This is a genomic window from Kitasatospora sp. NPDC036755 (assembly GCF_040636595.1).
GTDB lineage: Bacteria > Actinomycetota > Actinomycetes > Streptomycetales > Streptomycetaceae > Kitasatospora.
On the sequence record NZ_JBEZUT010000104.1, the window covers coordinates 1 to 25696 of the forward strand.

At 72.5% G+C, this 25696-nt stretch carries 17 protein-coding genes; 13 read left to right on the forward strand and 4 right to left on the reverse strand.

The annotated features are described in order from the left end of the window. The coding region (locus tag AB0E96_RS17635; protein WP_359824287.1) for a DUF4139 domain-containing protein at nt 1-1402 on the reverse strand (1402 nt) is incomplete at its 3' end. A 400-nt stretch (nt 1403-1802) separates the two neighbouring features. Between AB0E96_RS17635 and AB0E96_RS17640 the strand changes: the two genes are divergently transcribed. The 4 genes from AB0E96_RS17640 (at nt 1803) to der (ending at nt 6827) form a co-directional block, all read left to right on the forward strand. Continuing rightward, on the forward strand, nt 1803-2888 hold the full coding sequence (locus AB0E96_RS17640; protein WP_359824289.1) for a prephenate dehydrogenase: 1086 nt from the start codon (nt 1803-1805) through the stop codon (nt 2886-2888). 128 nt (nt 2889-3016) lie between these two features. Beyond that, nucleotides 3017-4114, forward strand: coding sequence for a DUF4419 domain-containing protein (locus tag AB0E96_RS17645; protein WP_359824290.1), 1098 nt, complete (start codon nt 3017-3019; stop codon nt 4112-4114). A gap of 246 nt (nt 4115-4360) precedes the next feature. Continuing rightward, on the forward strand, nt 4361-5074 hold the full coding sequence (gene cmk, locus AB0E96_RS17650; protein ID WP_359824291.1) for a (d)CMP kinase: 714 nt from the start codon (nt 4361-4363) through the stop codon (nt 5072-5074). Between the two features lie 298 nt (nt 5075-5372). Further along, the gene (gene der, locus AB0E96_RS17655) at nt 5373-6827 is read left to right on the forward strand and encodes a ribosome biogenesis GTPase Der (RefSeq protein ID WP_359824293.1); all 1455 of its coding nucleotides are present in this window, start codon (nt 5373-5375) and stop codon (nt 6825-6827) included. A gap of 187 nt (nt 6828-7014) precedes the next feature. Here the strand turns inward: der and AB0E96_RS17660 are convergent, their stop codons facing one another. The 3 genes from AB0E96_RS17660 to eccCa all read right to left on the reverse strand — a co-directional run bounded on the left by AB0E96_RS17660 (nt 7015) and on the right by eccCa (nt 14027). Continuing rightward, entirely contained in the window at nt 7015-8007 is a 993-nt protein-coding gene (locus AB0E96_RS17660; RefSeq protein WP_359824322.1) for a hypothetical protein, read from the reverse strand. A gap of 201 nt (nt 8008-8208) precedes the next feature. After that, nucleotides 8209-9615 carry an APC family permease gene (locus AB0E96_RS17665; RefSeq protein WP_359824295.1) on the reverse strand — a complete coding sequence of 469 codons (1407 nt, stop codon included), beginning with the start codon at nt 9613-9615 and terminating at the stop codon, nt 8209-8211. 467 nt (nt 9616-10082) lie between these two features. Further along, the gene (gene eccCa / locus AB0E96_RS17670) at nt 10083-14027 is read right to left on the reverse strand and encodes a type VII secretion protein EccCa (RefSeq protein ID WP_359824297.1); all 3945 of its coding nucleotides are present in this window, start codon (nt 14025-14027) and stop codon (nt 10083-10085) included. A gap of 361 nt (nt 14028-14388) precedes the next feature. Between eccCa and eccD the strand changes: the two genes are divergently transcribed. The 9 genes from eccD (at nt 14389) to AB0E96_RS17715 (ending at nt 25423) form a co-directional block, all read left to right on the forward strand. Then, complete coding sequence (eccD, locus tag AB0E96_RS17675) at nt 14389-15846, forward strand: type VII secretion integral membrane protein EccD (protein WP_359824299.1); 1458 nt, start codon at nt 14389-14391, stop codon at nt 15844-15846. Nucleotides 15847-16035: 189 nt separating this feature from the next. Then, nucleotides 16036-16326, forward strand: a complete 291-nt coding sequence (gene rpsO, locus AB0E96_RS17680) for a 30S ribosomal protein S15 (protein ID WP_031072625.1) — start codon at nt 16036-16038, stop codon at nt 16324-16326. A gap of 454 nt (nt 16327-16780) precedes the next feature. Continuing rightward, nucleotides 16781-18988 carry a polyribonucleotide nucleotidyltransferase gene (locus AB0E96_RS17685; RefSeq protein WP_359824304.1) on the forward strand — a complete coding sequence of 736 codons (2208 nt, stop codon included), beginning with the start codon at nt 16781-16783 and terminating at the stop codon, nt 18986-18988. Nucleotides 18989-19129: 141 nt separating this feature from the next. After that, entirely contained in the window at nt 19130-20461 is a 1332-nt protein-coding gene (locus tag AB0E96_RS17690; RefSeq protein ID WP_359824319.1) for a pitrilysin family protein, read from the forward strand. Nucleotides 20462-20494: 33 nt separating this feature from the next. After that, complete coding sequence (gene dapB / locus AB0E96_RS17695) at nt 20495-21241, forward strand: 4-hydroxy-tetrahydrodipicolinate reductase (RefSeq protein WP_359824307.1); 747 nt, start codon at nt 20495-20497, stop codon at nt 21239-21241. A 25-nt stretch (nt 21242-21266) separates the two neighbouring features. Continuing rightward, a complete protein-coding gene (locus AB0E96_RS17700; RefSeq protein WP_359824310.1) occupies nt 21267-21725 on the forward strand; it encodes a tetratricopeptide repeat protein in 459 nt (152 codons plus the stop codon). Beyond that, nucleotides 21722-22453 (forward strand): FAD-dependent thymidylate synthase, encoded by a 732-nt coding sequence (gene thyX, locus AB0E96_RS17705; RefSeq protein ID WP_359824312.1) that lies wholly within the window; start codon nt 21722-21724, stop codon nt 22451-22453. The genes AB0E96_RS17700 and thyX overlap by 4 nt, the downstream gene beginning before the upstream one ends. Before the next feature lie 215 nt (nt 22454-22668). Beyond that, nucleotides 22669-23568: a 4-hydroxy-tetrahydrodipicolinate synthase gene (gene dapA, locus AB0E96_RS17710; RefSeq protein ID WP_359824314.1), complete on the forward strand. Its 900-nt coding sequence runs from the start codon at nt 22669-22671 to the stop codon at nt 23566-23568. Between the two features lie 169 nt (nt 23569-23737). Continuing rightward, nucleotides 23738-25423, forward strand: a complete 1686-nt coding sequence (locus tag AB0E96_RS17715; RefSeq protein ID WP_359824317.1) for a ribonuclease J — start codon at nt 23738-23740, stop codon at nt 25421-25423. Nucleotides 25424-25696: the final 273 nt, after the last annotated feature.

Below are 25696 nucleotides of genomic sequence, written 5' to 3' on the forward strand. Positions count from 1 at the left end.
CCAGGACGTCGAAGCCGGCCCGGGCGGCCCGCTCCGCGGCTGCCGCGAAGTCCGCTGTCACGGCGGCGAGTCGGACGTCGTCCGCTTCGTGCGGCGGGGCGCCGTAGCCCGCGAAGCCGCCCGGCACCATCGGGCCGCCCGGGCCGCCGGGAGGCGGGGGCATCGGCTGGTCGGCGCTCAGCAGGCCGCCGCCGTACGGGCCGGCGGTGGCGGGGGCGATTCCTTCGTCGGGCGCGAAGTCCTGGGCGGCGAAGGCCTCGGCTCGGGGGCCGCCCCGGAATGCGCCGCCGGGGTGGGCGGAGCGGGCGAGGCCGGCGGCGACCGGGCGGTACGGGCCGCGGTGGGGCTCGCGGGGCGGGGCGGGACGGTCGGCACCGGCCGCGTCGTAGCCGGTGAAGAGGTCGCTCAGGCCGGCCGGGGGCTCGCGCCAGCCGGAGGGCGGCGGGGCGGGCTGGCTGCGGCCGATCCGCAGCGAGGCGAGCCGGGGCAGGTCGGTGCGGCGGTCGAGGTCGGCGGTGGACAGCGCGAGGTCCACGCCCGTCCAGTCCTCGCCGGTGCGCTGGGCGACGGCGGCCCGCAGGACCAGGTGGGCCGTGTCGGTGCCGGTGCGGTAGGAGAGCCGGTAGGCCGGGACCCAGCGGGCGGCGGGGACGCCGTACTCCAGTTCCAGCTCCAGGGTGAGGTCGTGGTCCTGGGTCGTGCCCTCGGGGGTGCTCCGGGCGGTGCTTTCGGCGGTGCTTCCGGTGGTGCTTCCGGTGGTGAGGGTGAGCAGGGCGGTGGTGCCGGTGCCGACCGGCTCGGCCCGGTCGGCGGTGGACGCCCGCTCCAGGCGGTCGGCGGCCAGGTCGCGCTCGTGGTCGGCGAGTTCCAGCTCCCGGGTGAGCTCCTCGGCGCGCTCCTGGAGTCGGGCCAGACGCCCGTCGACGAAGTCGGCGAGCTCCAGCCAGGCGTCGGCGGGCGTGCGGCGCAGCGGCTCGTCACGGCGGCGCTGCGGCGGGACGGCGTGCAGCGCGGCGGTCTCGGAGATCGCGCTCCGGACCAGCCGGAGGCGCTCGGCGAGCGAGCTCCGGTGCTCGGCCGCCTCGTCCAACGCCCGTTTCAGCTCCGGGAGTTCGTCCGGTTCGCGGAGCTCGGCGAGCAGCTCCAGCCGGGCCTCGGTGACCGCGGTGCCGGCCGGCCCGGCGAGCACCCGGGCGCGCAGTGAGCGGCCGTCCAGGGCGGAGGGCAGGCCGGTCAGTCGCAGCCGTCCGCCGGGCGGGACCGGGACGGTGGCCCGCCGGCGGCACACCGCGCCCTCGGCGTACACCACGACGGAGTCCAGGACCGACGGGTGGGCCGGTACGGCCGGTGGTGCCGACTGCCCGTTCCCGCTGTCGTGCTGATCGTCCAGGTGATCGTCCATGCGCAACCCCTTCGTTCGCGTGTCGCCCGTCGTGCATCGCCCGTTGTGCGGCGCCCGTCGCGTGTCGCCCGTCGTGCGGTGCCCGTTGTGCGGTGCCCGTTGTGCCGGGCTCGGCCGTCGGCGCCGGTCGGGTGCCCGGTCGGTCCGCCTTCCCTCCCGGGCGGCCAGTCTGCCCGGCTTCGGGGCGGGCGTCGCAGGATTTCCGGGTGCGGCGTGTGCACTGTGTGGGACGGGGACGGGCCCGTCGCGGTTGCCGGTGCCGGAAGCTGCCGGGGCCGCCCTCCCGGTTGCCGGACGGACGGTGGGGACTTCGGCGGGGCGGATGAGGGAGGATGGGGCGCGGGTGCTCTCGGCCGGTCCCGGCACCCGTCGAGAATCGTGATGAGGAGAGCGACCCGCCATGCGCACTGCCGTTGTCGTCGGCACCGGACTGATCGGCACCTCCGCCGCGCTCGCGCTGACCGCTCGCGGGCTGACCGTCCATCTTGAGGACGCCGACCCGGACGCGGCCCGTACGGCGGAGTCGCTCGGAGCGGGCATCACCGACCCGGTCGACGGCCCGGTGGACCTGGCGATCATCGCCGTGCCGCCCGCGCTGGTCGGCAAGGTGCTGGCCGACTGCCAGCGCCGCAACCTGGCGCACTGGTACACCGACGTCGCCAGCGTGAAGTCGGGCCCGGGCAGCGAGATCGCCGAGCTCGGCTGCGACACCGTCCACTACATCGGCAGCCACCCGATGGCCGGCCGCGAGCGCTCCGGCCCGCTGGCCGCCCGCGCCGACATCTTCGAGGGCCGCCCCTGGGTGCTCACCCCGACCGCGGACACCGACACCGAGACGCTCAACGCCGCGCTGGAGCTGGTCGCGCTCTGCGGCGCGGTGCCGATCGTGATGAACGCCGCCGAGCACGACCGGGCGGTCGCCCTGGTCTCGCACGCCCCGCAGCTGGTCTCCTCACTGGTCGCGGCCCGGCTGGAGAACGCCGACGAGACCGCCATAAGGCTCTCCGGCCAGGGCGTGCGCGATGTCACCAGGATCGCAGCCTCCAACCCCGGCATGTGGGTCGACATCCTCTCCGCCAACGCGGGCGCGGTCGCCGACGTGCTGGACGGGGTCGCCCGCGACCTCGGCGACACCGTCACCGCGCTGCGCGCCATGCAGGCCGCCGAGGAGAGCGAGCGCCGGGCGGGCGCGGCCGGGATCGAGGCGGTCATGCGGCGCGGCAACACCGGCCAGGCCCGCATCCCCGGCAAGCACGGCGCGCCGCCCACCCGGTACGAGACCCTGACGGTCGTGCTGGGCGACCAGCCGGGCGAGCTGGGCCGGCTGTTCGGGGAGGTCGGCGAGGCCGGGGTCAACATCGAGGACGTCGTCATCGAGCACTCGACCGGGCAGCAGGTCGGCTTCGTCCAGCTGTCGGTGGCGCCGACGGCCGTGAAGCGGCTGACCAAGGCGCTGCGGGCGAGCGGCTGGAGCGTTCGGGACTGAGCCGGGGGCCCGGGGGTGGGTTCCGGGGGCGGGTTCCTGGGCCGAGGTTCCGGGGGTGGGGCCGCCGGGGCTGGGTTCCGGGGGTGGGTTCCGGGGACGGGCGCGTCGCGTTGCGGGGAGGGGCTGGTGTGATCATCGACTTGCCGCTGGGGGATACCCGGCACGGGTTCGCCGGAGAACCGGTGGACCTCGGGAACGAGCGGTTCCTGCGGGCGGTGCTGGGCGATCGGCACCTGATCCGCCACCGCAGCGTCGAGGCGATGTACGAGCGCCCCCGGCCCGTACCGCGGTCCCCGGAGTCCGCGGAGCCCGAGCCGACCTTCAGCCTGCTGCTGCGGGCGGCCCACGCCGCCTTCGCCGAGCACCTGCCGTTGAGCCTGTCCCCGGACGTGCTCTGGTACGCGGTGGTGCACGAGGTCGCCGTGCACGTACGGACGGACCCGTCGCGCCACCGCGAGCTGTTCGGCGCGGCCGGCGGGCGCCGGGATCCGATCGTGGTGCGGGACGACGGCCTCGCGGGGCCGTCGGCGCGGTGGTCCGGGCCGGACTGGTCGCGTTCGGTGGGCCTGGTGCGGGAACCGCTCGCGGCGGCCCTCGGCGCGGAGCTGGTGGACCTGTTCCGGCCGGACTTCTCCACCACGACACCGGACGACGCCGCCTCGGCGCTGGTGGCGCTGATGGACGTGGTCAGCCCGTACTACGACTTCCGCTGGGAGACCCGCTGCGGCATCCCGAAGGTACGCCTGGAGGGCACGGCCGAGGACTGGGCCCGGCTGGCGGACGGCGTCCGCGCGCTGGCCCGGCACTTCGACGGGCTGGCACCCTGGTTCGCCCGGCTGCGGCCGGTGGTGGACGAGATCGCCGCGACGGCGGCCGGCGGGCCGGTGGACGAGGACTTCTGGCGCTCGCTGTTCAAGTGGCACGGGAGGTCCGGCGGGCCCCGGGTGACCGGCTGGCTCACCACCTTCCTCGCCCACACCCGGACACCGGACGGGCCCCGGCCGCGGAGCTCCTTCGACTGGCGGGAGGCGGCGGACGACGCGTACCACCCGAACGCGTTCGAGGTGAACGACTTCCCGTCGCACCTGTCCAGGGTGCCGTTCGTGTGGGAGGTCCTCGGGCGGGAGGTGCCGATGGTGCTGGTCGGCGGGGTGCTCGGGGTCGAACGGGACGGGGAGTACCTGCGGCCGCGGCTCGGGACGGCGGTGCTGGAGTCGGTCGGGTAGCGGGGGCCGCCCGTCGGGGCCTGTCGCGGGGTGGACGGGGTCCCGGATCGGAGCCGGTCGGGACCGGGGCGGGCCTGGACCCGGCCTGGGTCCGGGCCGGATCCAGGCTGGATCCGGCCCGGTGGGGAGGGGGCCGGATGGTGGCGGAGTATGTCACCCCGGCGGTCCATTAACCTTGAGGGAGACAATCCCCGGCCGCCCGCCTGCCCAGGCTCCGGCTCCCATGCTCAGAGAGAGGTTCGCCCCGTGGACACTGCCGACCGAGCGCACGCCCCGGTCGTCGTCGCCATCGACGGGCCCTCCGGCTCCGGCAAGTCGACCGTCTCGCGGGCGGTCGCCGCCCGGCTGGGCCTGAGCTTCCTGGACACCGGTGCCATGTACCGGGCGATGACCTGGTGGATGCTGGCCAACGAGGTCGACGTCGACGACCAGGAGGCGGTGGCCGTCGCGTGCGGCAAGCCGGTGATCGTCTCGGGCACCGACGCCGACGGCCCCACCATCACGGTGGACGGCCAGGACGTGTCCGGCCCGATCCGTGGCCCCGAGGTGACCGCCAAGGTCAGTGCCGTGTCCGCGGTGCCGGCCGTACGGTCCCGGCTGGTGGAGCTGCAGCGAGGCTGCGCCGAGGTCGCCGAGCGCGGCATCGTCGCCGAGGGCCGGGACATGGGCACCGTGGTGTTCCCGGACGCCACCGTCAAGGTCTTCCTGACCGCCTCCGAGGAGGCCCGGGCCGCGCGCCGGGCCGCCGAGCTGCGGGCCAAGGGCGTGGACGAGGCGACCATCACCGCGATGGCCGCCGACCTCGCCCGCCGGGACGCCGCCGACTCCTCCCGGAAGACGGCCCCGCTGGCCCAGGCCGCGGACGCCGTCCTCGTGGACACCAGCGAGCTCACCCTGGAGCAGGTGATCGACCGGATCGCCGGGCTGGTGGAGGAGCGGGCCGGACTGTCCTCGGTCTGACCGACTGCCGCCGGGGCGACCGGAACCGGTCCGGCTGCGGCCGGGCCGATCACGACTCCGGTCCGGCTGCCGTCGGGCCGATCACGACCCCGGTCCGGCTGCCGTCGGGCCGATCACGACTCCGGTCCGGCTGCCGTCGGGCCGAACCAGAGCCGGTTCGACCGCCGTCGGGCCGACCAACGAGTGAACCGCGGGCCGTCGAGGTGCCGCGGAGCCAACCATCGCGCTGCCCCGAGCGGGGCAGGTACGCACGGCACGCCCCTGGGAAGGGCCGGGCCGGGAAACGGAACAGACGAACATGACCGCAGAGCACGCCGCCACCGGCCCCGGTGAGCTGGACGCCGCCGACTACGCCGAGTTCATGGCACTCGCCGCCGAAGAGGGCTTCGACCTCGACGGCATCGACGCCGCGGACGGCGCCGAGCACGTCCGACTGCCGGTGCTGGCCGTGGTCGGCCGCCCCAACGTCGGCAAGTCGACCCTGGTGAACCGCATCATCGGCCGCCGTGAGGCCGTCGTCGAGGACAAGCCGGGCGTCACCCGCGACCGGGTCACCTACGAGGCCAGCTGGAACGGCCGCCGCTTCAAGGTGGTCGACACCGGCGGCTGGGAGATCGACGTCCTCGGCATCGACGCCATGGTGGCCGCCCAGGCCGAGCTGGGCATCGAGCAGGCCGACGCGGTGCTGTTCGTGGTGGACGCCACCGTCGGCGCCACCGACACCGACGAGGCCCTGATCAAGATCATCCGCCGGGCGGGCAAGCCGACCGTCCTGTGCGCCAACAAGGTCGACGGCCCCTCCACCGAGGCCGAGGCCGCCTACCTGTGGTCGCTCGGCCTCGGCGAGCCCTTCCCGGTCTCCGCCCTGCACGGCCGCGGCTCGGGTGACCTCCTGGACGCCGTCATGGACGCGCTGCCCGAGGCCCCGCCGCAGACCTTCGGCGACGCCGCCCCCGGCGGCCCGCGCCGCATCGCGCTGATCGGCCGGCCCAACGTCGGCAAGTCCAGCCTGCTGAACAAGGTCGCCGGCGAGGAGCGCGTCGTCGTCAACGAGCTGGCCGGCACCACCCGTGACCCGGTCGACGAGATGATCGAGCTCGGCGGCAAGACCTGGAAGTTCGTGGACACCGCCGGTATCCGTCGCCGGGTCCACCTGACCGCCGGCGCCGACTTCTACGCCTCGCTGCGCACCGCCGCCGCGCTGGACAAGGCCGAGGTCGCGGTCGTCCTGATCGACGCCAGCGAGACCCTCGCCGAGCAGGACACCCGGATCATCTCGATGGCCGTCGAGGCCGGGCGCGCCGTCGTCGTCGCCTACAACAAGTGGGACCAGCTCGACGAGGAGCGCCGCTACTACCTGGAGCGCGAGATCGAGCGCGACCTCGTCCAGGTGCAGTGGGCCCCGCGGGTCAACGTCTCGGCCAAGACCGGCCGGCACATGGAGAAGCTCGTTCCGGCGATCGAGACCGCGCTGGAGGGCTGGGAGACCCGCATCCCGACCGCGCGCCTGAACGCCTTCCTCGGCGAGCTGGTCGCCGCCCACCCGCACCCGATCCGGGGCGGCAAGCAGCCGCGCATCCTGTTCGGCACCCAGGCGGGCACCCGTCCGCCGCGCTTCGTGCTGTTCGCCTCGGGCTTCCTGGAGGCCGGCTACCGGCGCTTCATCGAGCGCCGGCTGCGCGAGGAGTTCGGGTTCGTCGGAACGCCGATCTCGATCTCGGTGCGGGTCCGGGAGAAGCGCAAGAAGAAGTAGGCAGTGAGCAGTGAGAAGTAGTCGGTAGGAGCGGCTGGTCCGCCGACCGACGGCCGGAGGGCCCCGCCACGGTGGTGGCGGGGCCCTCCGGCGTTCTCGGGGCTTTCGGGGCTCCCGGCCGGGGCTCGCGCGTCCCGTGCGGGTGTCCTGCTCGGCTCCCCGGGCGGGCCGGGGCGCGGGGTCGGCGTCAGCGGTGGTCGACGGTGGAGCCCGGGGGCAGGGAGAGCATCTGGCGGTGGCGGCCGCCGGTCGATGGCGCGGGGGCGAGGCCGGCAGCCGTACCCATCACCGGGGCGGGCGCGGGCGGCATCGGCGGCGGGGGCGCGGGGAGCGGCATCGGCGGGAGCGCGGGCGCCGGCACCGGGGCCGCGCCCAGGTAGCCGGCCGCGACCCAGCCCTGACCGTTGGTGAACTGGGCTGCGGGGAGGGCGGGTTGATCCTGCCCGAGGGGCGGGGCCGGGCGCCGGAGGCCGTCGCCGGTGGGGGCGGCGGGCTCGGGCCGGCCGACGGGGTGGCCGTGGCCCTGGTGGGGGGTGTGATGGCTCTGGTGGTTGTGGTTGTGGTTGTGGTGGCCGGTGGCGTGGGCGCCGGCGTGGGCGGGGGCATGACCCCCGATGTGGCTTCCGGTGGTGTGACCGCCGGTGGTGTGCCCGCCGGAGTGGGTGTTGGCGTGGGCGGCCGTGTGGCTGCCGGTGTGGGTGTGCTGTTGGGCGACGGGGTGGCTTCCGGTGTGGCCGTGCTGCTGGGCGGCGGCGTGGGTTCCGGTGTGGGCGGCGGCGTGACCGCCGGTGTGGCCGTGCTGCTGGCCGCCGCTGGAACCGTGTTGCTGGCCGCCGGTGGGGCCGGAGCCGTGGTGCTGGGAGCTCGGCATGAACTGGGGGAGGCCCGGTGCCTGGCCCGGGAGGGTGTGGAAGGCCTGCTGCTGGGGCGGGTACGGGCGCTGCTCGCCGATCGGCGGGTAGCCGTCACGGACCGCGAAGCCGGTGAACTTCAGGTCCTCCTCGCCCGAGCGGTCACCGGGCAGGGCACGGAAGAGGCGTCGGTACTCGGAGTACAGCTCGTCGTAGATCGGCGTGGCGGAGTGCGGGTGCTCGGCGTCGTACGACGGGCGCATGCCCGGGATCGAGCGCGAGGCGGTGGCGGACCGGCCGGGGGACGCGGAGACGTCGTAGCTGTACACGTAGGAGCCAACGATCGAGAGGGGCGGGGGATGCGGTGCCCGGGTGCGCGGGTGCGCCCGCACGCCGGGGTGCGGAGGGGGTCGGCGCGCCGGGCGGGGTGTGGACGCGCCGGGACTCGGGGTGCGGAGGGGGCGCGTCCGCCCGGCGGGCCCCGGGGGGGGGGGCGGCCGGGGCCACCGCTGTGTGGGGGAGGGGAGGGGTCAGTCGTCCTGCTGGTCCTCGGGGAGGCTGATCACCCAGCGGGTGTCCTGCCGGGGGCGCAGGTAGAACAGCCAGTAGAGGGTGGCGGCGGCGGTGATGCCGCCGGTCCACAGCAGGGGCTCGGCGTCCAGCTTGGTCATCACGTACACCAGGACGGCGATCAGCACGATCGGGACGGCGGGCCACAGCGGCATCCGCCAGGCGGCGGCGTGCTTGTGGTGGGCGCGGCGGGAGAGCAGCGCGGCGATCGCGACCAGCAGGTACATCCCGGTGACGGCGACGCCGGTGATGTTGCTCAGCAGCTCGCCCTTGACGAAGCAGAGCGCGGCGCCCGGCAGGCCGACCGCCAGGGTGGCGATCCACGGCGAGCCGAACCGGCCGAGGGTGCCGAAGGCCTTGTTGACCGGCTCCGGCCAGGCCTTGTCGCGGGCGGAGGCGAACAGCACCCGGGAGTTCTGGATGACCATGACGATGCCGGCGTTGATGATGGCCAGCGCGACGCAGAGGCTGATGAAGGTGCCGACGGCGGAGTTGCTCCAGGCGGTGACCATGCCGGAGATGTCGCCGGAGGACAGGGTCTGCAGGTCGGGGGCGCCCATGGTGATGGCGACGACCGGGACCAGGATGATGGCCGAGGAGATGCCGAGCGTCCACAGCACGGTGCGCGAGACGTTGCGGCGGGGGTTCTCCAGCTCCTCCGACAGGTAGACCGCGGTGGAGAAGCCCTGGGTGATGAACAGGGCGATGCCGAGCGCGCCGACGATGGCGCCCACGCTCACCGTGGTGGTGGCGCCGCCGTCCCCGGTGACCACGCCGTGCAGCAGGCTGGGGGCGTCGCTGTTGGTGTGGGCGAAGCCGAGCACCGAGACCACGCCGGCCGCGATGACCTCCAGCACCAGGAAGATGCCGGTGATCCAGGCGTTGGCGCGCAGGTCGAGCAGGCCGGCCAGGGTGGCGGCGAGCATCACGGCGGCGCCGGTCATGGCCTTGTCCAGGTGCAGGACGGGGGCCAGGTAGTCGGCGGTGCCGAGGGCGATGACCGAGGGGACGATCATCACCACGATCAGCGAGAGCACGAAGACCAGCCAGCCCATCAGCCGCCCGGCGAGGGTGCCGACCATCGCGTACTCGCCGCCGGCGCTCGGGATCAGGGTGCCGAGCTCGGAGTAGCAGAACGCGACCGCGACGCAGAGCACGGTGCCGATGCCGATGGCCAGCGCGGTGGCGCTGCCGATGCTGGAGAACAGCTCCGGCACGATCACGAAGAGCGTCGAGGCGGGCGTGACGCAGGACAGCGTGAGCAGGGTGCCGCCCACGACGCCGATCGAGCGCTTGAGCTGCTGGGGCGCGGCCGCCTCGGCCGCCGGGGCGGCTACGGTCTGTGGCGGACGAAGCGTGTCGGTCATGTGGCTTCCGATCGGCTCTGTGCGGTGCTGGAGTGGGAGCGGTATCGCCTCCGCTGGCTGTCTGCTCGGTGTCCGGTTCCAGTCGCTCCCTGGCCGCAATGGAACCTTGGCGTATTGATTGCGTCAACGTCGGAACTGCTTCGGAATCCGTTGCGGTGAACGGCATAGACATGCGATCCGATGATCACGTTCGGTCATTGCAAGGATTGTCTGACTTGTTACCTCGGCCACATGGCGATTGAATCGAAGGTGAACAAACGGGGATGGGCGTGATTCGAAGGTCGTCTTTCGGGTGGACGGCGACACGCCCAGGCGCCCCCGGAGCGACCGGCAACTCCCCGGCCGGGTGCGGGAACCGCAGCCCCCGCCCGGAAAGATCTACGTAACGTTTCGGCACCTGGGACGCCGAAGGGGCCGGACTCCACGAGTCCGACCCCTTCTGTCACCGTCCGTCACGACCGGAGTGGCTACGCCACCGGCAGCCAGCCCGTCTGGACCATCTGCCCGCTGGTCACGCGGCGGGACACGTAGACCCCCCGGCCCGGCGGCAGCGCCTGCGGCTTGACCGTCCCCAGCAGCGCGCCCTCGTCCCGGTTGCCGGAGAGGATCACGCCCTGGCCGCCGAGCTCGCGCATCCGCTGCAGCACCGGCTCGTACAGCGAGCGACCGGCGCCGCCCGCGCTGCGGGCCACGATCACCCGCAGGCCGATGTCGCGGGCGAACGGCAGGAACTCGGCCAGCGGGGCGAGCGGGTTGCCCGAGCTCGTCGCGACCAGCTCGTAGTCGTCGACGATCACGAACATGTCCTTGCCGCTGTACCAGCTGCGGTTGCGCAGCTGCTCGGCGGTCACGTCCGGGCCCGGCAGACGGCGCGAGCAGGCGCCGCGCAGCATGTCCACGATGGCCGCCATGGCCGGCTGCGCGGCCGCGTACTCCACCAGGTACTCCGGCGGTACGGTGCCGAGCAGCGCGCGCCGGTAGTCGCCGACCACGATGCCGGCCTGGTCCGGGGTGTAGCGCTCGGTGATCTGCTTGATCAGCATCCGCAGCACCGCCGACTTCCCGGACTCGGTGTCGCCGAAGACGATGAACAGCGGATCGGTCTCGAAGTTGACGAAGACCGGCGCCAGCTCCGCCTCGTCCACGCCGAAGGCGACGCCGCGCTCCGGGTGCTCGAAGCCCTTCGGCAGCGAGGTGCCGTCCAGCACGGCGGGAAGCATCCGCACCTGCGGGGCGCGCGGGCCGGTCCAGGCGCCGTCGACGGCGCTCACCAGCCCGGCCACGCCGTTCTGGAGGTCCTCCACCGAGGAGGAGCCGTCCAGGCGGGGCAGGCCGGACAGGAAGTGCAGCCGCTCCGCGGTGATGCCGCGCCCGGCCAGCGCCGGGACGTTCTGCGCCACCCGGCGGTCGACCTCGGACTCCATCGCGTCACCGAGCTTCAGCTCGGTCCGGTTCTGCAGCAGGTCCTTCAGCGCGGGGCGCACCTCGGCGTACCGGGCCGCGGTGATCACCAGGTGCACGCCGTAGCCGAGGCCGCGCTGGGCGATGTCGCCGATCACCGGCTCCAGGACCTCGAACTCCTGCTTGAAGGTGTTCCAGCCGTCGATCACCAGGAAGACGTCGCCGAAGGCCTCGTCCGGCAGCCGGCCGGCCGCCCGGCGGGCCCGGTAGGTCGCGATGGTGTCGATCCCGGCGGCCCGGAACAGCTCCTCGCGGCGGTTGAGCACCCCGTGCACCTCGGAGACCATCCGGCGCACCTTGTCCACGTCCAGGCGTCCGGCCACCCCGCCGACGTGCGGCAGCCCGCCCAGTGACTGGAAGCTGCCCGCACCGAAGTCGAGCAGGTAGAACTGCACCTCCAGCGGGGTGTGGGTGAGGCCGAACGAGGCCACCATGGTGCGCACCACGGTCGACTTGCCGGAGCGCGGGCCGCCCACGATCAGGCCGTGGCCGGCCGCCCCCGCGTAGTCGACCTCCAGGATGTCCGTCTTCTGCTCGCGCGGCTTGTCGACGACGCCGATCGGCACCCGCAGCCGGCCCGCCGGATAGCCGGGCGCGGTCAGCCCGCGCTCCGGCACGACCTGCAGCGGCGGCAGCAGGTGGTCCATGGTGGGCGCCTCCTCCAGCGGCGGCAGCCACACCTGGTGCGCGGCCGGGCCCTGGCCGGCCATCCGCTGGACGAACACGTCGAGCACGGTGTCCACCAGCGCGTCGTCCTGCTCCGGGGCCCGCGGCGCGACCTCCTCCTCCACCGGGTCCGGCAGGTCCACGAAGGAGGCGGTGAACTCCACCGGGCGCGCGGCGACCCGCCGCCCGCCGGTCGACCGCTGCTGCCCCGGCGCCCGGTACGGCCCCGAGACGTACGCGGCCTTGAACCGGTCCATCACGTCCTCGCCGAACTTCAGGTAGCCGACGCCCGGCACCGGCGGCAGGTGGTAGGCGTCCGGCACGCCGATCGCCGCCCGGGACTCCGCGGCCGAGAAGGTGCGCAGACCGATCCGGTACGACAGGTAGGTGTCCAGGCCGCGCAGCTTGCCCTCCTCCAGACGCTGCGAGGCCAGCAGCAGGTGCACGCCCAGCGAGCGGCCGATCCGGCCGATCTGGATGAACATCTCGATGAAGTCGGGCTTGGCGGTGAGGAGTTCGGAGAACTCGTCGATGATCAGGACCAGCGAGGGCAGCGGATCCAGCGCGGCGCCGGCCGCCCGGGCGCGCTCGTACTCGTGGATGTTGGCGTAGTTGCCCGCCGAGCGCAGCAGCTCCTGGCGGCGGTGCAGCTCGCCCTCGATCGCGTCGCGCATGCGGTCGACCAGGGTGAGCTCGCCCTCCAGGTTGGTGATCACCGCGGAGGTGTGCGGCATGTCCGCCATGCCGGAGAAGGTAGCGCCGCCCTTGAAGTCGGCGAGCACGAAGTTGAGGATCTCCGAGGTGTGGGTCATCGCCAGCGCCAGCACCAGCGTGCGCAGCAGCTCCGACTTGCCGGAACCGGTCGCGCCCACGCACAGGCCGTGCGGGCCCATGCCCTCCAGCGCGGCCTCCTTGATGTCCAGGTAGACGTGCTCGCCGTTGGCGCCGACGCCGATCGGCACCCTCATCCGCTCGTGCTGGGCCCGCGGGCGCCAGCTGCGGGCCACGTCGAAGGAGCCAGGGTCGCCCGAGCTCATCATGTCGGTGAAGTCGAGGTTGGACAGCAGCGGCTCGTCGTCCCCGCCGGCCGAGATCCGGTACGGCGCCAACTGCCGTGCCAGCGCCTCGGACTGCCACACCGAGAGCAGGTCCGGCTTGCCGGTGTACGTCGCGCCGGAGGCCGAGCGCAGCACCAGCTCCTCGGCGCTCACCGTCACCATCAGGTGCCCGCTGGGCTCGTCGACCTCGCCCGGCACCACCTCGATGACCGTGACGCCCTGCACGCCCTCCGGGCTCGCCAGCAGCGAGTCGTGCGGCACCCCGGCGCCGTCCATGACGACCACCAGGTGCGGCTGGTCGGACGGCGGCGCCACCTCCCGCACGAAGCGCTGGCGGCCCGCCAACTCGTCCTGGAGCAGGTACTCCAGGTCGCCCAGGTCGGACGCGAACAGCCGGCGCGAGCCCGCGCCGTCCGCCTCCTTGCGGTGCTGGTTGTGCGGGAGCCACTTGGTCCACTCCCACTCCTCGGCCGCACCGGGCGCGGCCGCGACCGCCACCATCAGGTCGTCCGGCGAGTGCAGGGTGGTCAGCTGGGCGATCATCGCGCGCACGTTCCCGTAGACCGAGTCCGGGTCCCCGCACACCGTGATGTGGTAGAAGGCCCGCAGCGAGACCGCCAGCGGCAGGTCCTGGAGAGTGCCGTGGGCCTTCAGGAAGGAGTGCATCGCGGCCGCGGACAGCGGCTCCAGCTCGTCCATCGGCGCGGTCTGCGGCGCCACCAGCGGGGTGGACAGCTGCACCGGCCCGAGGCCCACCCGGATCTGCGCGAAGTCGCCGTCCCCGGTGCGCCGTTCCCACAGCCGCCGGCCGTCCTCGACGATCGACCAGAGCTGGTCCGGGGCGGGGTTCAGGTACAGCAGCGCGCCGCGCTGGCGATCAGCCGTGCGGCGCACCTGGCGGCGGGTCTGCTGGAGGTACTTCAGGTAGTCGCGGCGCTCGTCCGCCATCGCGGTCGAACCGCCCTTGCGGGCCCGGACGATCTGCGCCAGCACCATGCCGAGCGTCGAGGCGATCATCAGACCGCCCATGATCTTCATCGGGGCCGCGGCCCCCGGCGAGAAGAAGAACACCGCCGAGCCGCCCATGCCGAGCATCGGCAGGATGCTCATCAGCCAGTCCTCGCCGCCCTGCCGGGGCAGTTCGGGCGGGCTCACCAGCTCCACCGGCTCGTCCGGCACGGTGGGCGGATACGCCCTGGCCGGTCGCTTCACCGTGATCACACCCATGTGTCATCCACCCCGCGGCGTCGATCGGTCACTTCGGCATCAGCCCTCACGCGATGTGCGCACGGTCCGTACGGGAATCCGGCGGCTGAGGACGCCCCACCCAGCGCAGCCCCCGTACCTTTGCGCAGGCGCCGATCCTAACGGTCGCCCCCGCACCGCCCGTCAGGGCCCGGTACGCACCGGCAGCGGGCACGAACCGAACGGGTAGGGTAACGCCGCGCCAACTCGCGGCCCCGTCGGGCCGGTTCCACAGCAAGACCCGAGCGCCGCCGAGCCTCGGCACCGTCAACAAGGGGGAGCGCCAAGTGCGTCGAAGGATCGAGGTGGGGGCCCTCATGGGCGAGCGCAGCGAGGTGGGCGCATGAGCACCGCCGCGACGGGCTACTGCCGGGTGACGGTCGTCGCCCCGGACCGCCGGATCGACGTCGCCCTGCCCGAGGACGTCCCGCTCGCGGACGTCTACCCCGAGGTGCTGCGCCTGGCCAACCAGAGCCAGCCCGACGGCGCCCCCACCGGCTTCCACCTGGTCCGCCGCGACGGCACGGTGCTCGACAGCGGGCTGCCGCTGGCCGCCCAGCAGGTCCGCGACGGCGACCTGCTGGCGCTGCGCCCCTTCGCCGAGTCGCTCCCGCCGGCCGTCTACGACGACGTCGCCGACGCGATCGCCAGCGCCGTCGAGGCCGACCGCCGGTTCTGGACCGCCGAGCTGATGCGCGGCTTCGGCCTGATCGGCGCCGGGGTGCTGCTCACCCTGCTCGGCTTCGCGCTCTGGTTCTCCGACCTGCGCCACGACATGCACGGCCTGCCCGGCGTCCTGGCCGGCGTCACCGCCGTGGTGCTCACCGCGCTCGCCGGGGTGCGCGCCCGGGTCTACCAGGACGCCCACGCGGCCGTCGCGCTCGGCCTCGGCGCGCTGCCGCACGCCGTGATCGGCGGCAGCGGCCTCATCGCCGTCGCCCAGCCGGGGGACGGCCCCGGCCGGCTCCAGTTCCTGGCCGGCTGCGTCGCCGTCCTGGTGGTCGCCGTGCTGCTGGCCGGCCTGCTGCCGGAGAAGGACGCGGTGTTCGTCGCCGCGGCCCTGGTCTCCACGGCCGGCGCGCTCGCCACCTTCGCGGCCGTCCTGCTGCCGGAGACCCCGGCCGGGCACATCGCCGCCGTCACCGGCGTCGCCGCCGTCGCGGTGGTCGGCTTCCTGCCAGGCCTCTCCGCCCGCTTCGCCCGGCTGCCGGTCGGCTTCAGCGCCCCCGGCCAGACCCGCACCCGCAGTCGCGACTACGACGAGGAGGCCGAGCGTGCCGAGGCCGTCCAGTACGAGCGGATCGCGCACCAGGCCCGGCGCGGCCACGAGGTGCTGGTCGGCCTGGTCGGCGGCTGCGCCGCGGTCGTGGTCGGCGCCTGCGCCGTCCTCGGCTTCACCGACGAGGTCTTCCCCGAGCTGCTCGCGCTCGCCCTGGGCCTGACCACCATGCTGCGCGCCCGGCTGTTCCGCTACACCGCGCAGGTGCTCAGCCTGACCGTGGCCGGCCTGCTCGGCCTGAGCCTGCTGATCATCGGGCTCTCCCTGCACACCCCGCAGTTCTTCCTGCGGGCGGCCGGCTCCACCACCCAGCTCGACCTGCGCACCATCTGGCTGACCGCTTCCATCGCCTTCGGTGCCGCGCTGCTCACCGCGATCGCCCTGGTGGTGCCGCGGCTCGGGGTCTCCCCGTTCTGGGGGCGCATCCTGGACCTGGTGGACAGCCTCACCCTGATGTCGCTGGTCCCGCTGGCGCTCGCCGTCCTGGACGTCTACCGGCTGGTCCGCGGCGCCACCGGCTGAGCCGTCCGCGGGGTGATGCCGACGCCTCCCCGGCCGGAGGGGCGTCGGCATCGGGTACTCTTGGGCTTCGAGTGCAGCCGTGTGTCCGCTCCCAGGGGCGCCGACCGCCGGCCGCGCTCACGACACCGAGTTCTCGATGAGTCCTGTGCTGTCGACCAGGACCGCTCGGTAGACCCCGAAGGAGTTGCAGTGGCTCTCGCCTCTGACGTCAAGAAGCAGATCTTCGCCGAGTTCGGCCAGAAGGAGGGCGACACCGGTTCCCCCGAGGTCCAGGTGGCCATGCTCTCCCGTCGCATCTCGGACCTGACCGAGCACCTCAAGACCCACAAGCACGACCACCACTCGCGTCGTGGCCTGCTGATCCTGGTCGGCCAGCGTCGCCGCCTGCTGCAGTACCTGGCCAAGAAGGACATCGAGCGCTTCCGTACGCTCGTCGACCGCCTGGGCATCCGCCGCGGTGCCGCCGGCGGCGCCCGCTGAGAACGCCGCTCGGGGCGGCTCCCCACACCGGGGAGCCGCCCCTCGCGCGTATGCCGCGGCGGTTGAACCGCGGCGCCCGCAGATAACAACTCGCGCGCACCTCCCCAGGTGGCCGAGGATTGCACCGTAGGGTTGTGGGCATGCCGGGTGATGGCGCACCAGCGCGCCACCCGGGCAGAAGGACCCGAACCCCCCGCGGGACGAAGGCTTCAAACGGAAGCCGCCCGCATCCGAGAGAGCGTCCAGACGCGGACCGCCCTTCCCGGCCCGGCAGCCGTGAGGCGCCGGTCCTCGGTAGTGGCCGTCGGAACCCCCGCAGACCGAGCGGGGCACTCCGGGGGCTTCGATCGAAGACCGGCCCGACTGCCGCCCTCCTTGGCGAGGGCCCGGGGCCCACCGCAGGCAATGCGCGGGGACGCTCTCCCGGAGACGTACGAAAGAGGAGATCTTCCAGGTGGAAGAGAACGTGTTCTACGCCGAGGCCGTGATCGACAACGGTTCCTTCGGCACCCGTACCATCCGCTTCGAGACCGGCCGCCTGGCCCGTCAGGCCGCCGGTTCCGCCGTGGCCTACCTGGACGACGACACCATGGTGCTGTCGGCCACCAGCGCGTCCAAGCAGCCGAAGGAGCACTTCGACTTCTTCCCGCTGACCGTGGACGTCGAGGAGCGGATGTACGCCGCGGGCCGCATCCCCGGCTCGTTCTTCCGTCGCGAGGGCCGGCCCTCCGAGGACGCGATCCTCACCTGCCGCCTGATCGACCGCCCGCTGCGCCCGTCCTTCGTCAAGGGCCTGCGCAACGAGGTCCAGGTCGTCGTCACCGTGATGGCGCTCAACCCCGACCACCTGTACGACGTGGTCGCGATCAACGCCGCCTCCGCCTCCACCCAGCTGGCGGGCCTGCCGTTCTCCGGCCCGATCGGCGGCGTGCGCGTCGCGCTGATCAACGGCCAGTGGGTCGCCTTCCCGACCCACAGCGAGCTGGAGTCGGCCGTCTTCGACATGGTCGTCGCCGGTCGCGTCCTGCCGGACGGCGACGTCGCGATCATGATGGTCGAGGCCGAGGCCACCGACAAGACCATCAAGCTGGTCGAGGGCGGCGCCGAGGCGCCGACCGAGGAGATCGTCGCCTCCGGCCTGGACGCCGCGAAGCCGTTCATCAAGGTCCTGTGCGCCGCGCAGTCGCAGCTGGCCGCCCAGGCCGCCAAGCCGACCGGCGAGTTCCCGGTCTTCCTGGACTACCAGGACGACGTCCTCGCCGCGCTGACCGCCGCCGTCAAGGACGAGCTCGCCCAGGCCCTGACCATCGCGGGCAAGCAGGAGCGCAACAACGAGCTGGACCGCGTCAAGGCGCTGGCCGCCGAGAAGCTGCTGCCCGAGTTCGAGGGCCGCGAGAAGGAGATCAGCGCCGCCTACAACGCGCTGACCAAGAAGATCGTCCGCGAGCGCGTCATCACGGACAAGGTCCGCATCGACGGCCGCGGCGTCACCGACATCCGCACCCTGGCCGCCGAGGTCGAGGCCATCCCGCGGGTGCACGGCTCGGCCCTGTTCGAGCGCGGCGAGACCCAGATCCTGGGTGTCACCACGCTGAACATGCTGCGCATGGAGCAGCAGCTGGACACGCTCTCCCCGGAGACGCGCCGCCGCTACATGCACAACTACAACTTCCCGCCGTACTCCGTCGGTGAGACCGGCCGCGTGGGCTCGCCCAAGCGCCGCGAGATCGGCCACGGCGCGCTTGCCGAGCGCGCCCTGCTGCCGGTCCTGCCGACCCGCGAGGAGTTCCCGTACGCCATCCGCCAGGTCTCCGAGGCGCTCGGCTCCAACGGCTCCACCTCGATGGGCTCGGTCTGCGCCTCGACCATGTCGCTGCTGAACGCCGGTGTGCCGCTGAAGGCCGCCGTCGCGGGCATCGCGATGGGCCTGATCTCCCAGGAGATCGACGGCGAGACCCACTACGTCACGCTGACCGACATCCTCGGCGCCGAGGACGCGTACGGCGACATGGACTTCAAGGTCGCCGGTACCCGCAACTTCATCACCGCCCTCCAGCTGGACACCAAGCTGAACGGCATCCCGGCGTCGGTGCTCGCCGCCGCGCTGAAGCAGGCCAAGGACGCCCGCCTGCACATCCTCGACGTGATGAACGAGGCCATCGACTCGCCCGACGAGATGTCCCCGAACGCGCCGCGCATCATCACCATCAAGATCCCGGTGGACAAGATCGGTGAGGTCATCGGCCCCAAGGGCAAGATGATCAACCAGATCCAGGAGGACACCGGCGCCGAGATCACGATCGAGGACGACGGCACCATCTACATCGGTGCCGCCGACGGCCCGGCCGCCGAGGCCGCCCGCACCACGATCAACCAGATCGCCAACCCGACCATGCCGGAGGTCGGCGAGCGCTACCTGGGCACCGTGGTCAAGACCACGACGTTCGGCGCGTTCGTGTCGCTGATGCCGGGCAAGGACGGCCTGCTGCACATCTCGCAGATCCGCAAGCTGGCCGGTGGCAAGCGCGTCGAGAACGTCGAGGACGTCCTCGGCGTCGGCGCCAAGGTCCAGGTCGAGATCGCCGAGATCGACCCGCGCGGCAAGCTCTCCCTGATCCCGGTCATCGAGGGCGAGGAGGGCGGCGAGGCCGCTTCCGAGTGAAGCGCCGCTAGCTGACCCCCGCGGCCCGTACGCCTCCCGGCGTGCGGGCCGCACCCCGTTGTCCACGCGTTCGTCCGTACGTGCCCATCCGCGCGTGCGTTTCCTCTGGAGGTACCCCCCGTGGCGCAGGCCCCGGCGGTAATGCAGCGTCCCGGCACGACCCGGACCCTGCTCAAGGGCGTCGACGGCGCCGGCACGGTGCGCCGCACCGTCCTCCCCGGCGGCCTTCGGGTCGTCACCGAGACCCTGCCGACGGTTCGCTCCGCGACCTTCGGCATCTGGGTCGGCGTCGGCTCGCGGGACGAGACCCCGCAGCTCAACGGCGCCACCCACTACCTGGAGCACCTGCTCTTCAAGGGCACCGAGCGGCGCAGCGCGCTGGACATCTCGGCGTCCCTGGACGCGGTCGGCGGCGAGATGAACGCCTTCACCGCGAAGGAGAACACCTGCTACTACGCCCGGGTCCTGGACACCGACCTGCCGCTGGCCATCGACGTGGTCTGCGACATGCTCACCGGCTCGCTGATCCGGCCCGAGGACGTGGAGGCCGAGCGCGGCGTCATCCTGGAAGAGATGGCGATGGCCGAGGACGACCCGGGCGACGTGGTGCACGACCTGTTCGCCAAGGTGATCTTTGGCAGCGGCCCGCTCGGCCGCCCGATCCTCGGCACCCAGGAGACGATCAGGACGCTCACCCGGGACCAGATCGCCGGCTTCTACCGCCGCCGCTACCGGCCCGAGAACCTGGTGGTCGCCGCGGCCGGCAACCTCGACCACCGCAAGGTGGTCAAGCAGGTCGAGCAGGCCTTCGCCGCGGTGCTGGAGGCCTCCACGGCCGCCCCCGCCGAGGCCCGCCGCGGCGTCAAGGCGCTGCGCACGGCCGGCAAGGTCGAGGTGCTCAACCGCTCCACCGAGCAGGCCCACCTGGTGCTGGGCGTGCCCGGGGTGCCGCGGCACGACGAGCGCCGCTGGGCGATGGGCGTGCTCAACGCGGCCCTCGGCGGCGGGATGAGCTCGCGGCTGTTCCAGGAGGTCCGCGAGAAGCGGGGCCTGGCGTACTCGGTCTACTCGTACTCCTCGTCCTACGCGGACAGCGGGCTGTTCGGCATCTACGCCGGCTGCCAGCCCAAGCGGGTCGAGGAGGTGCTGCGGATCTGCCGCGCCGAGCTGGCCAAGGTGGTCGAGGAGGGCATCACCGAGGAGGAGCTGCAGCGCGCGATCGGCCAGATCTCCGGTTCCACCGTGCTCGGCATGGAGGACAGCGGCTCGCTGATGAACCGGATCGGCAAGGCCGAGCTCAGCTACGGGCACCACCTGTCGGTGGACGACATGCTGGAGCGGATCGCGTCGGTGACCCTGGAGGACGTCCACGCGGTGGCCCGTGATGTGCTGGGCGCGTACCGGCCGTCGCTCGCCCTGATCGGTCCGGTCACCGACAAGCGGGCCGCCAAGCTCGCCGATCTGCTGGTCTGATCTGCTGATTTTCTGGGTGAGAGGAACTTTGCCATGACGCTGCGTGTCGCCGTGATCGGCGCCAAGGGACGGATCGGCTCCGAGGCGGTCAAGGCCGTGGAGGCCGCGCCCGACCTGGAGCTGGTCGCCGCCCTCGGCCGCGGGTCAAAGCTCGAGGAGCTGACCGAGGCCGGGGCCCAGGTGGCCGTCGAGCTGACCCACCCGGACTCGGTGATGGGCAACCTCGACTACTGCCTGCACCACGGCATCCACGTGGTCACCGGCACCACCGGCTGGACGGACGAGCGGCTCGCCACCGTCCGCGGCTGGCTGGCCGAGGCCCCGGAGCTCGGCCTGCTGATCGCCCCGAACTTCTCCGTCGGCGCCATCCTCGGCATGAAGTTCTCCCAGATCGCCGCCCGGTACTTCGAGTCGGTCGAGGTGGTCGAGCTGCACCACGACCGCAAGGCGGACGCCCCCAGCGGCACCGCCACCCGCACCGCCCAGCTGATCGCCGCCGCCCGGGCCGAGGCCGGCCGGCCGCCGCAGCAGGACCCGACCACCCACAGCCTGCCCGGCGCGCGCGGCGCCGACGTGGACGGGGTGCCGGTGCACGCGGTACGGCTGCGCGGCCTGCTCGCCCACCAGCAGGTGATGTTCGGCGACACCGGCGAGACGCTCACCATCCGGCACGACTCGCTGCACCACAGCAGCTTCATGCCGGGCATCCTGCTGGGCGCGCGCAAGGTCGTCGGGACGCCGGGGCTGACCTTCGGCCTCGAACACTTCCTGGACCTGTGACAGTGTCGATTCCCAGGAGGGCGTCATGACCTCGCGCACCGGCTTCTTCGTCCTGTCCGGCGTGCTGCTGCTGGTCGCCCTGGTCTGCGTGGGCGAGGGCGTCCAGCTGGTCGCCACCGGCAAGCCGCTCGGCATCGGCATGGGCGTATGCGCCTTCGTGATCCCGGTGATCGGCGTCTGGTTCCTGCGCCAGACCGTCCGCTTCGGCCGGGACAGCGAGCGGCTGGCCCGCGAGCTGGAGGCCGAGGGCGGCCTGCCGGTGGACGAGCTCCGACGCAGCAAGGGCGGGCGGATCGACCGGGCCTCGGCCGACGCGGTGTTCGCCCGCCGCCAGGCCGAGGCACAGGACGCCCCGGGCGACTGGCGGGTCTGGTTCCGCCTCGCCGTGGCCTACGCCGACGCCGGCGACACCCCGCGCGCCCGCAAGACCATGCAGCACGCCATCAAGCTGCACAGCACCGAACCCGCAAGGAGTAACGCGTGAGCGACGAACCGACGGCCCCCAGCTTCCGCAGCGACGTGACGGTGGAGCTGGTCCGCAGCGCCGCCGCCGACTCGGACGTCATCTGGGCGGCCCGGGTCTCGACCGCGGGCGAGCAGTCCCTGGAGGCCCTCCAGCAGGACCCGGAGAAGTCCAAGGGCCTGATCAACTTCCTGATGCGCGACCGGCACGGCACGCCGTTCGAGCACAACTCGATGACCTTCTTCATCAGTGCGCCGATCTTCGTGTTCCGGGAGTTCCACCGGCACCGCAGCGGCTGGTCGTACAACGAGGAGTCCGGCCGCTACCGCGAGCTCCAGCCGGTCTTCTACGTTCCGGGCGAGGAGCGCAAGCTGGTCCAGGAGGGCCGCCCCGGCAAGTACGAGTTCCACGAGGGCACGCCCGAGCAGCACCGCACCACCACGGAGGCGATGGAGGCCGCGTACCGCGAGTCCTACACCCGCTACCAGGAGATGCTGGCCGCCGGGGTGGCCCGGGAGGTGGCCCGCGCGGTCCTGCCGGTGGGCCTGTTCTCCTCGATGTACGCGACCTGCAACTCGCGTTCGCTGATGCACTTCCTGTCGCTGCGCACCCGGCGGGAGAACTCGGCGGTGCCGTCCTTCCCGCAGCGCGAGATCGAGATGGTCGCCGAGCAGATGGAGGAGCAGTGGGCCCGACTCATGCCGCTCACCCATGCGGCCTTCGAGAAGCACGGCCGAGTCGCCCCCTGACCTGGGACGACAGGCATATGGGCAGAGTGTCTGGCATGTCTGGATTGCGGCTTTTCTAGTCGCTCCCTACATTCGTGAACACGGATTCCGGTGCTGCCCGAACCCCCGAGCGGGCAGCACCGGAATCCCACGTCCGCGCCGCCGACGCGCTGCACCTGTCCGAACACCGGACCGGCATGGGTGACCCCCAACCGCCTACGAGTAGCTTTGGACGCATGGCTCCGACCTCCACCCCCCAGACGCCGTTCGGCCGGGTGCTGACCGCGATGGTCACCCCGTTCACCGCCGACGGCGCGCTCGACCTCGACGGCGCCCAGCGCCTCGCCACGCACCTCGTGGACTCCGGCAACGACGGCCTCGTCGTCAACGGCACCACCGGTGAGTCCCCGACCACCAGCGACGCCGAGAAGGCCCAGCTGATCCGCGCCGTGGTCGAGGCGGTCGGGGACCGCGCCCACGTGGTGGCCGGCGTCGGAACCAACGACACCCACCACAGCGTCGAGCTGGCCCGGCAGGCGGAGGCGGCCGGGGCGCACGGCCTGCTGGTCGTCACGCCGTACTACAACAAGCCCCCGCAGGAGGGCCTGTACCGGCACAACGTCGCCGTCGCCGACGCGACCGGGCTGCCGGTCATGCTGTACGACATCCCGGGCCGCAGCGGGGTCGCGCTGGGCCACGAGACCCTGGTCCGCCTCGGCGAGCACCCGCGGATCGTCGCCAACAAGGACGCCAAGGGCGACCTCGGCGCCGCGGCCTGGGCGATCGCCCGCGCCGACCTCGCCTGGTACTCCGGCGACGACATCCTCAACCTGCCGCTGCTGTCCGTCGGAGCCGTCGGCGTGGTCAGCGTCGTCGGGCACGTGGTGGCCGGGGACCTCCGGGCGATGATCGAGGCCTTCCTGGCGGGCGATGTGGTCAAGGCCACCAGCATCCACCAGCGCCTGCTGCCGGTGTTCAGCGGTATGTTCCGCACCCAGGGCGTGATCCTCGGCAAGGCCGCACTGGAACTCCAGGGCCTGCCGGCCGGACCGCTGCGCCTGCCGCTGGTCGGCGCGACGCCGGAGGAGATCGAGCGATTGAAGCAGGATCTCGCCGCCGGCGGGGTACACCTTTAACAGACACGGACGTGCGCGCCCCGGCTCGCCGGACCTCCCCGGGTCCGCCGCTGGACCGGACCGAAGGCGCGAGAGCACAGACCCAGTAGGAAAACGACACTGAGTACGCACGCCATATGTCTCCGGGGGAGGACCCCGGGCATATGGCGTGCGTCGTGAGGAGAGTCTTTTGAGCCACCCGCACCCCGAGCTCGGCGCGCCCCCGGCACTGAAGGAGGGCGCCCTCCGCATCACACCGCTCGGCGGCCTCGGCGAGATCGGCCGCAACATGACGGTCCTCGAGTACGGCGACCGCATCCTGATCATCGACTGCGGCGTCCTCTTCCCCGAGGACGAGCAGCCCGGCGTGGACCTGATCCTCCCGGACTTCAGCTACATCCGGGACCGCCTCGACAAGGTCGACGGCATCGTCCTCACCCACGGGCACGAGGACCACATCGGCGCCGTCCCCTTCCTCCTGCGGGAGAACCCGGACATCCCGCTGATCGGCTCCAAGCTGACCCTGGCGCTGATCGAGGCCAAGCTCGCCGAGCACCGCATCCGGCCGTACGTGCTGGAGGTCAAGGAGGGCCAGCGCGAGCGCATCGGCCCCTTCGACTGCGAGTTCATCGCGGTCAACCACTCCATCCCGGACGCCCTGGCCGTGGCGGTCCGCACCCCCGCCGGCATGGTCGTGGCCACCGGCGACTTCAAGATGGACCAGCTGCCGCTGGACGGCCGCCTGACCGACCTGCCGACCTTCGCCAAGCTGGCGGAGGAGGGCATGGACCTGCTGCTGGTGGACTCCACCAACGCCGAGGTCCCCGGCTTCATCCCGCACGAGCGGGACATCTCGGCGGCGCTGCGGAACGTCTTCGCGAACGCGGACAAGCGCATCATCGTGGCCTCCTTCGCGAGCCACGTGCACCGCATCCAGCAGGTCCTGGACGCCGCCCACGAGTACAAGCGCAAGGTCGCCTTCGTCGGCCGCTCGATGGTCCGCAACATGGGCATCGCCCGGGACCTCGGCTACCTGAAGGTCCCCGGCAACATGGTCGTGGACGTCAAGCAGCTGGACGACCTGCCGGACAAGGAGGTCGTGCTGATCTGCACCGGTTCGCAGGGCGAGCCGATGGCCGCGCTGTCCCGGATGGCCAACCGCGACCACCAGATCCGCATCGTCGAGGGCGACACCGTCGTCCTGGCCTCCTCGCTCATCCCGGGCAACGAGAACGCCGTCTACCGGGTGATCAACGGCCTGACCCGCTGGGGCGCCAAGGTCGTGCACAAGGGCAACGCCAAGGTGCACGTCTCCGGCCACGCCTCGGCCGGCGAGCTGCTCTACTTCTTCAACATCTGCAAGCCGCGCAACCTGATGCCGGTCCACGGCGAGTGGCGCCACCTGCGCGCGGCCGCCGAGCTGGGCATCGCCACCGGTGTGCCGCGCAACCGCGTGGTCATCGCCGAGGACGGCGTCTGCGTCGACCTGGAGAAGGGCGTCGCCCGGATCGCCGGCAAGGTGCAGGCGGGCTACGTCTACGTGGACGGCTCCTCGGTCGGCGACATCAGCGAGGCCTCGCTCAAGGACCGCAGGATCCTCGGCGAGGAGGGCTTCATCTCGGTCTTCGTCGCGGTCGACTCGGCCAACGGCAAGATCGTCGGCGGTCCGACCATCCAGGCACGCGGCTCCGGCATCGACGACAACGCGTTCGGCCCGGTCGTCGCCAAGCTCCAGGAGGCGCTGGACCGCTCGGCGAGCGACGGCGTGCTGGAGCCCCGTCAGGTGCAGCAGCTCGTCCGCCGGACCATCGGCAAGTGGGTCGCGGACAACTACCGCCGCCGGCCGATGATCCTGCCGGTCGTGGTCGAGGTCTGACGCTCGCTCAACACCGGCTGAGGCCGGTTTGACGTGGGGCGACCCGGTGCGTAATGTTCTCCGGGTTGCCCCACGGGACGGCCCCTCGGAAACGCGCTCGAATCTGAATTCGAGAACGACCGGGGAAAACGGACCGAATGACTCTGGTAGAGTTCGGGAGCGCCGAAAGGCGAAAGCGAATCGGATGAATGAAACTCCGGAAAACGGAGCGGAAAACATCTGATAAGCTGGAAACACGAAAGAACGAAGCCCGGAGGGTCCGCTGGAAGGCGG

What these genes read in the sequence shown, in the direction of transcription:
- der (WP_359824293.1), top strand. Translation starts at nt 5,373, where the DNA reads ATGACCGCAGAGCACGCCGCCACCGGCCCCGGTGAGCTGGACGCCGCC.
- dapA (WP_359824314.1), top strand. Translation starts at nt 22,669, where the DNA reads ATGGCTCCGACCTCCACCCCCCAGACGCCGTTCGGCCGGGTGCTGACC.
- AB0E96_RS17640 (WP_359824289.1), top strand. Translation starts at nt 1,803, where the DNA reads ATGCGCACTGCCGTTGTCGTCGGCACCGGACTGATCGGCACCTCCGCC.
- dapB (WP_359824307.1), top strand. Translation starts at nt 20,495, where the DNA reads ATGACGCTGCGTGTCGCCGTGATCGGCGCCAAGGGACGGATCGGCTCC.
- AB0E96_RS17665 (WP_359824295.1), bottom strand. Translation starts at nt 9,615, where the DNA reads ATGACCGACACGCTTCGTCCGCCACAGACCGTAGCCGCCCCGGCGGCC.
- eccCa (WP_359824297.1), bottom strand. Translation starts at nt 14,027, where the DNA reads ATGGGTGTGATCACGGTGAAGCGACCGGCCAGGGCGTATCCGCCCACC.
- AB0E96_RS17690 (WP_359824319.1), top strand. Translation starts at nt 19,130, where the DNA reads ATGCAGCGTCCCGGCACGACCCGGACCCTGCTCAAGGGCGTCGACGGC.
- AB0E96_RS17700 (WP_359824310.1), top strand. Translation starts at nt 21,267, where the DNA reads ATGACCTCGCGCACCGGCTTCTTCGTCCTGTCCGGCGTGCTGCTGCTG.
- eccD (WP_359824299.1), top strand. Translation starts at nt 14,389, where the DNA reads ATGAGCACCGCCGCGACGGGCTACTGCCGGGTGACGGTCGTCGCCCCG.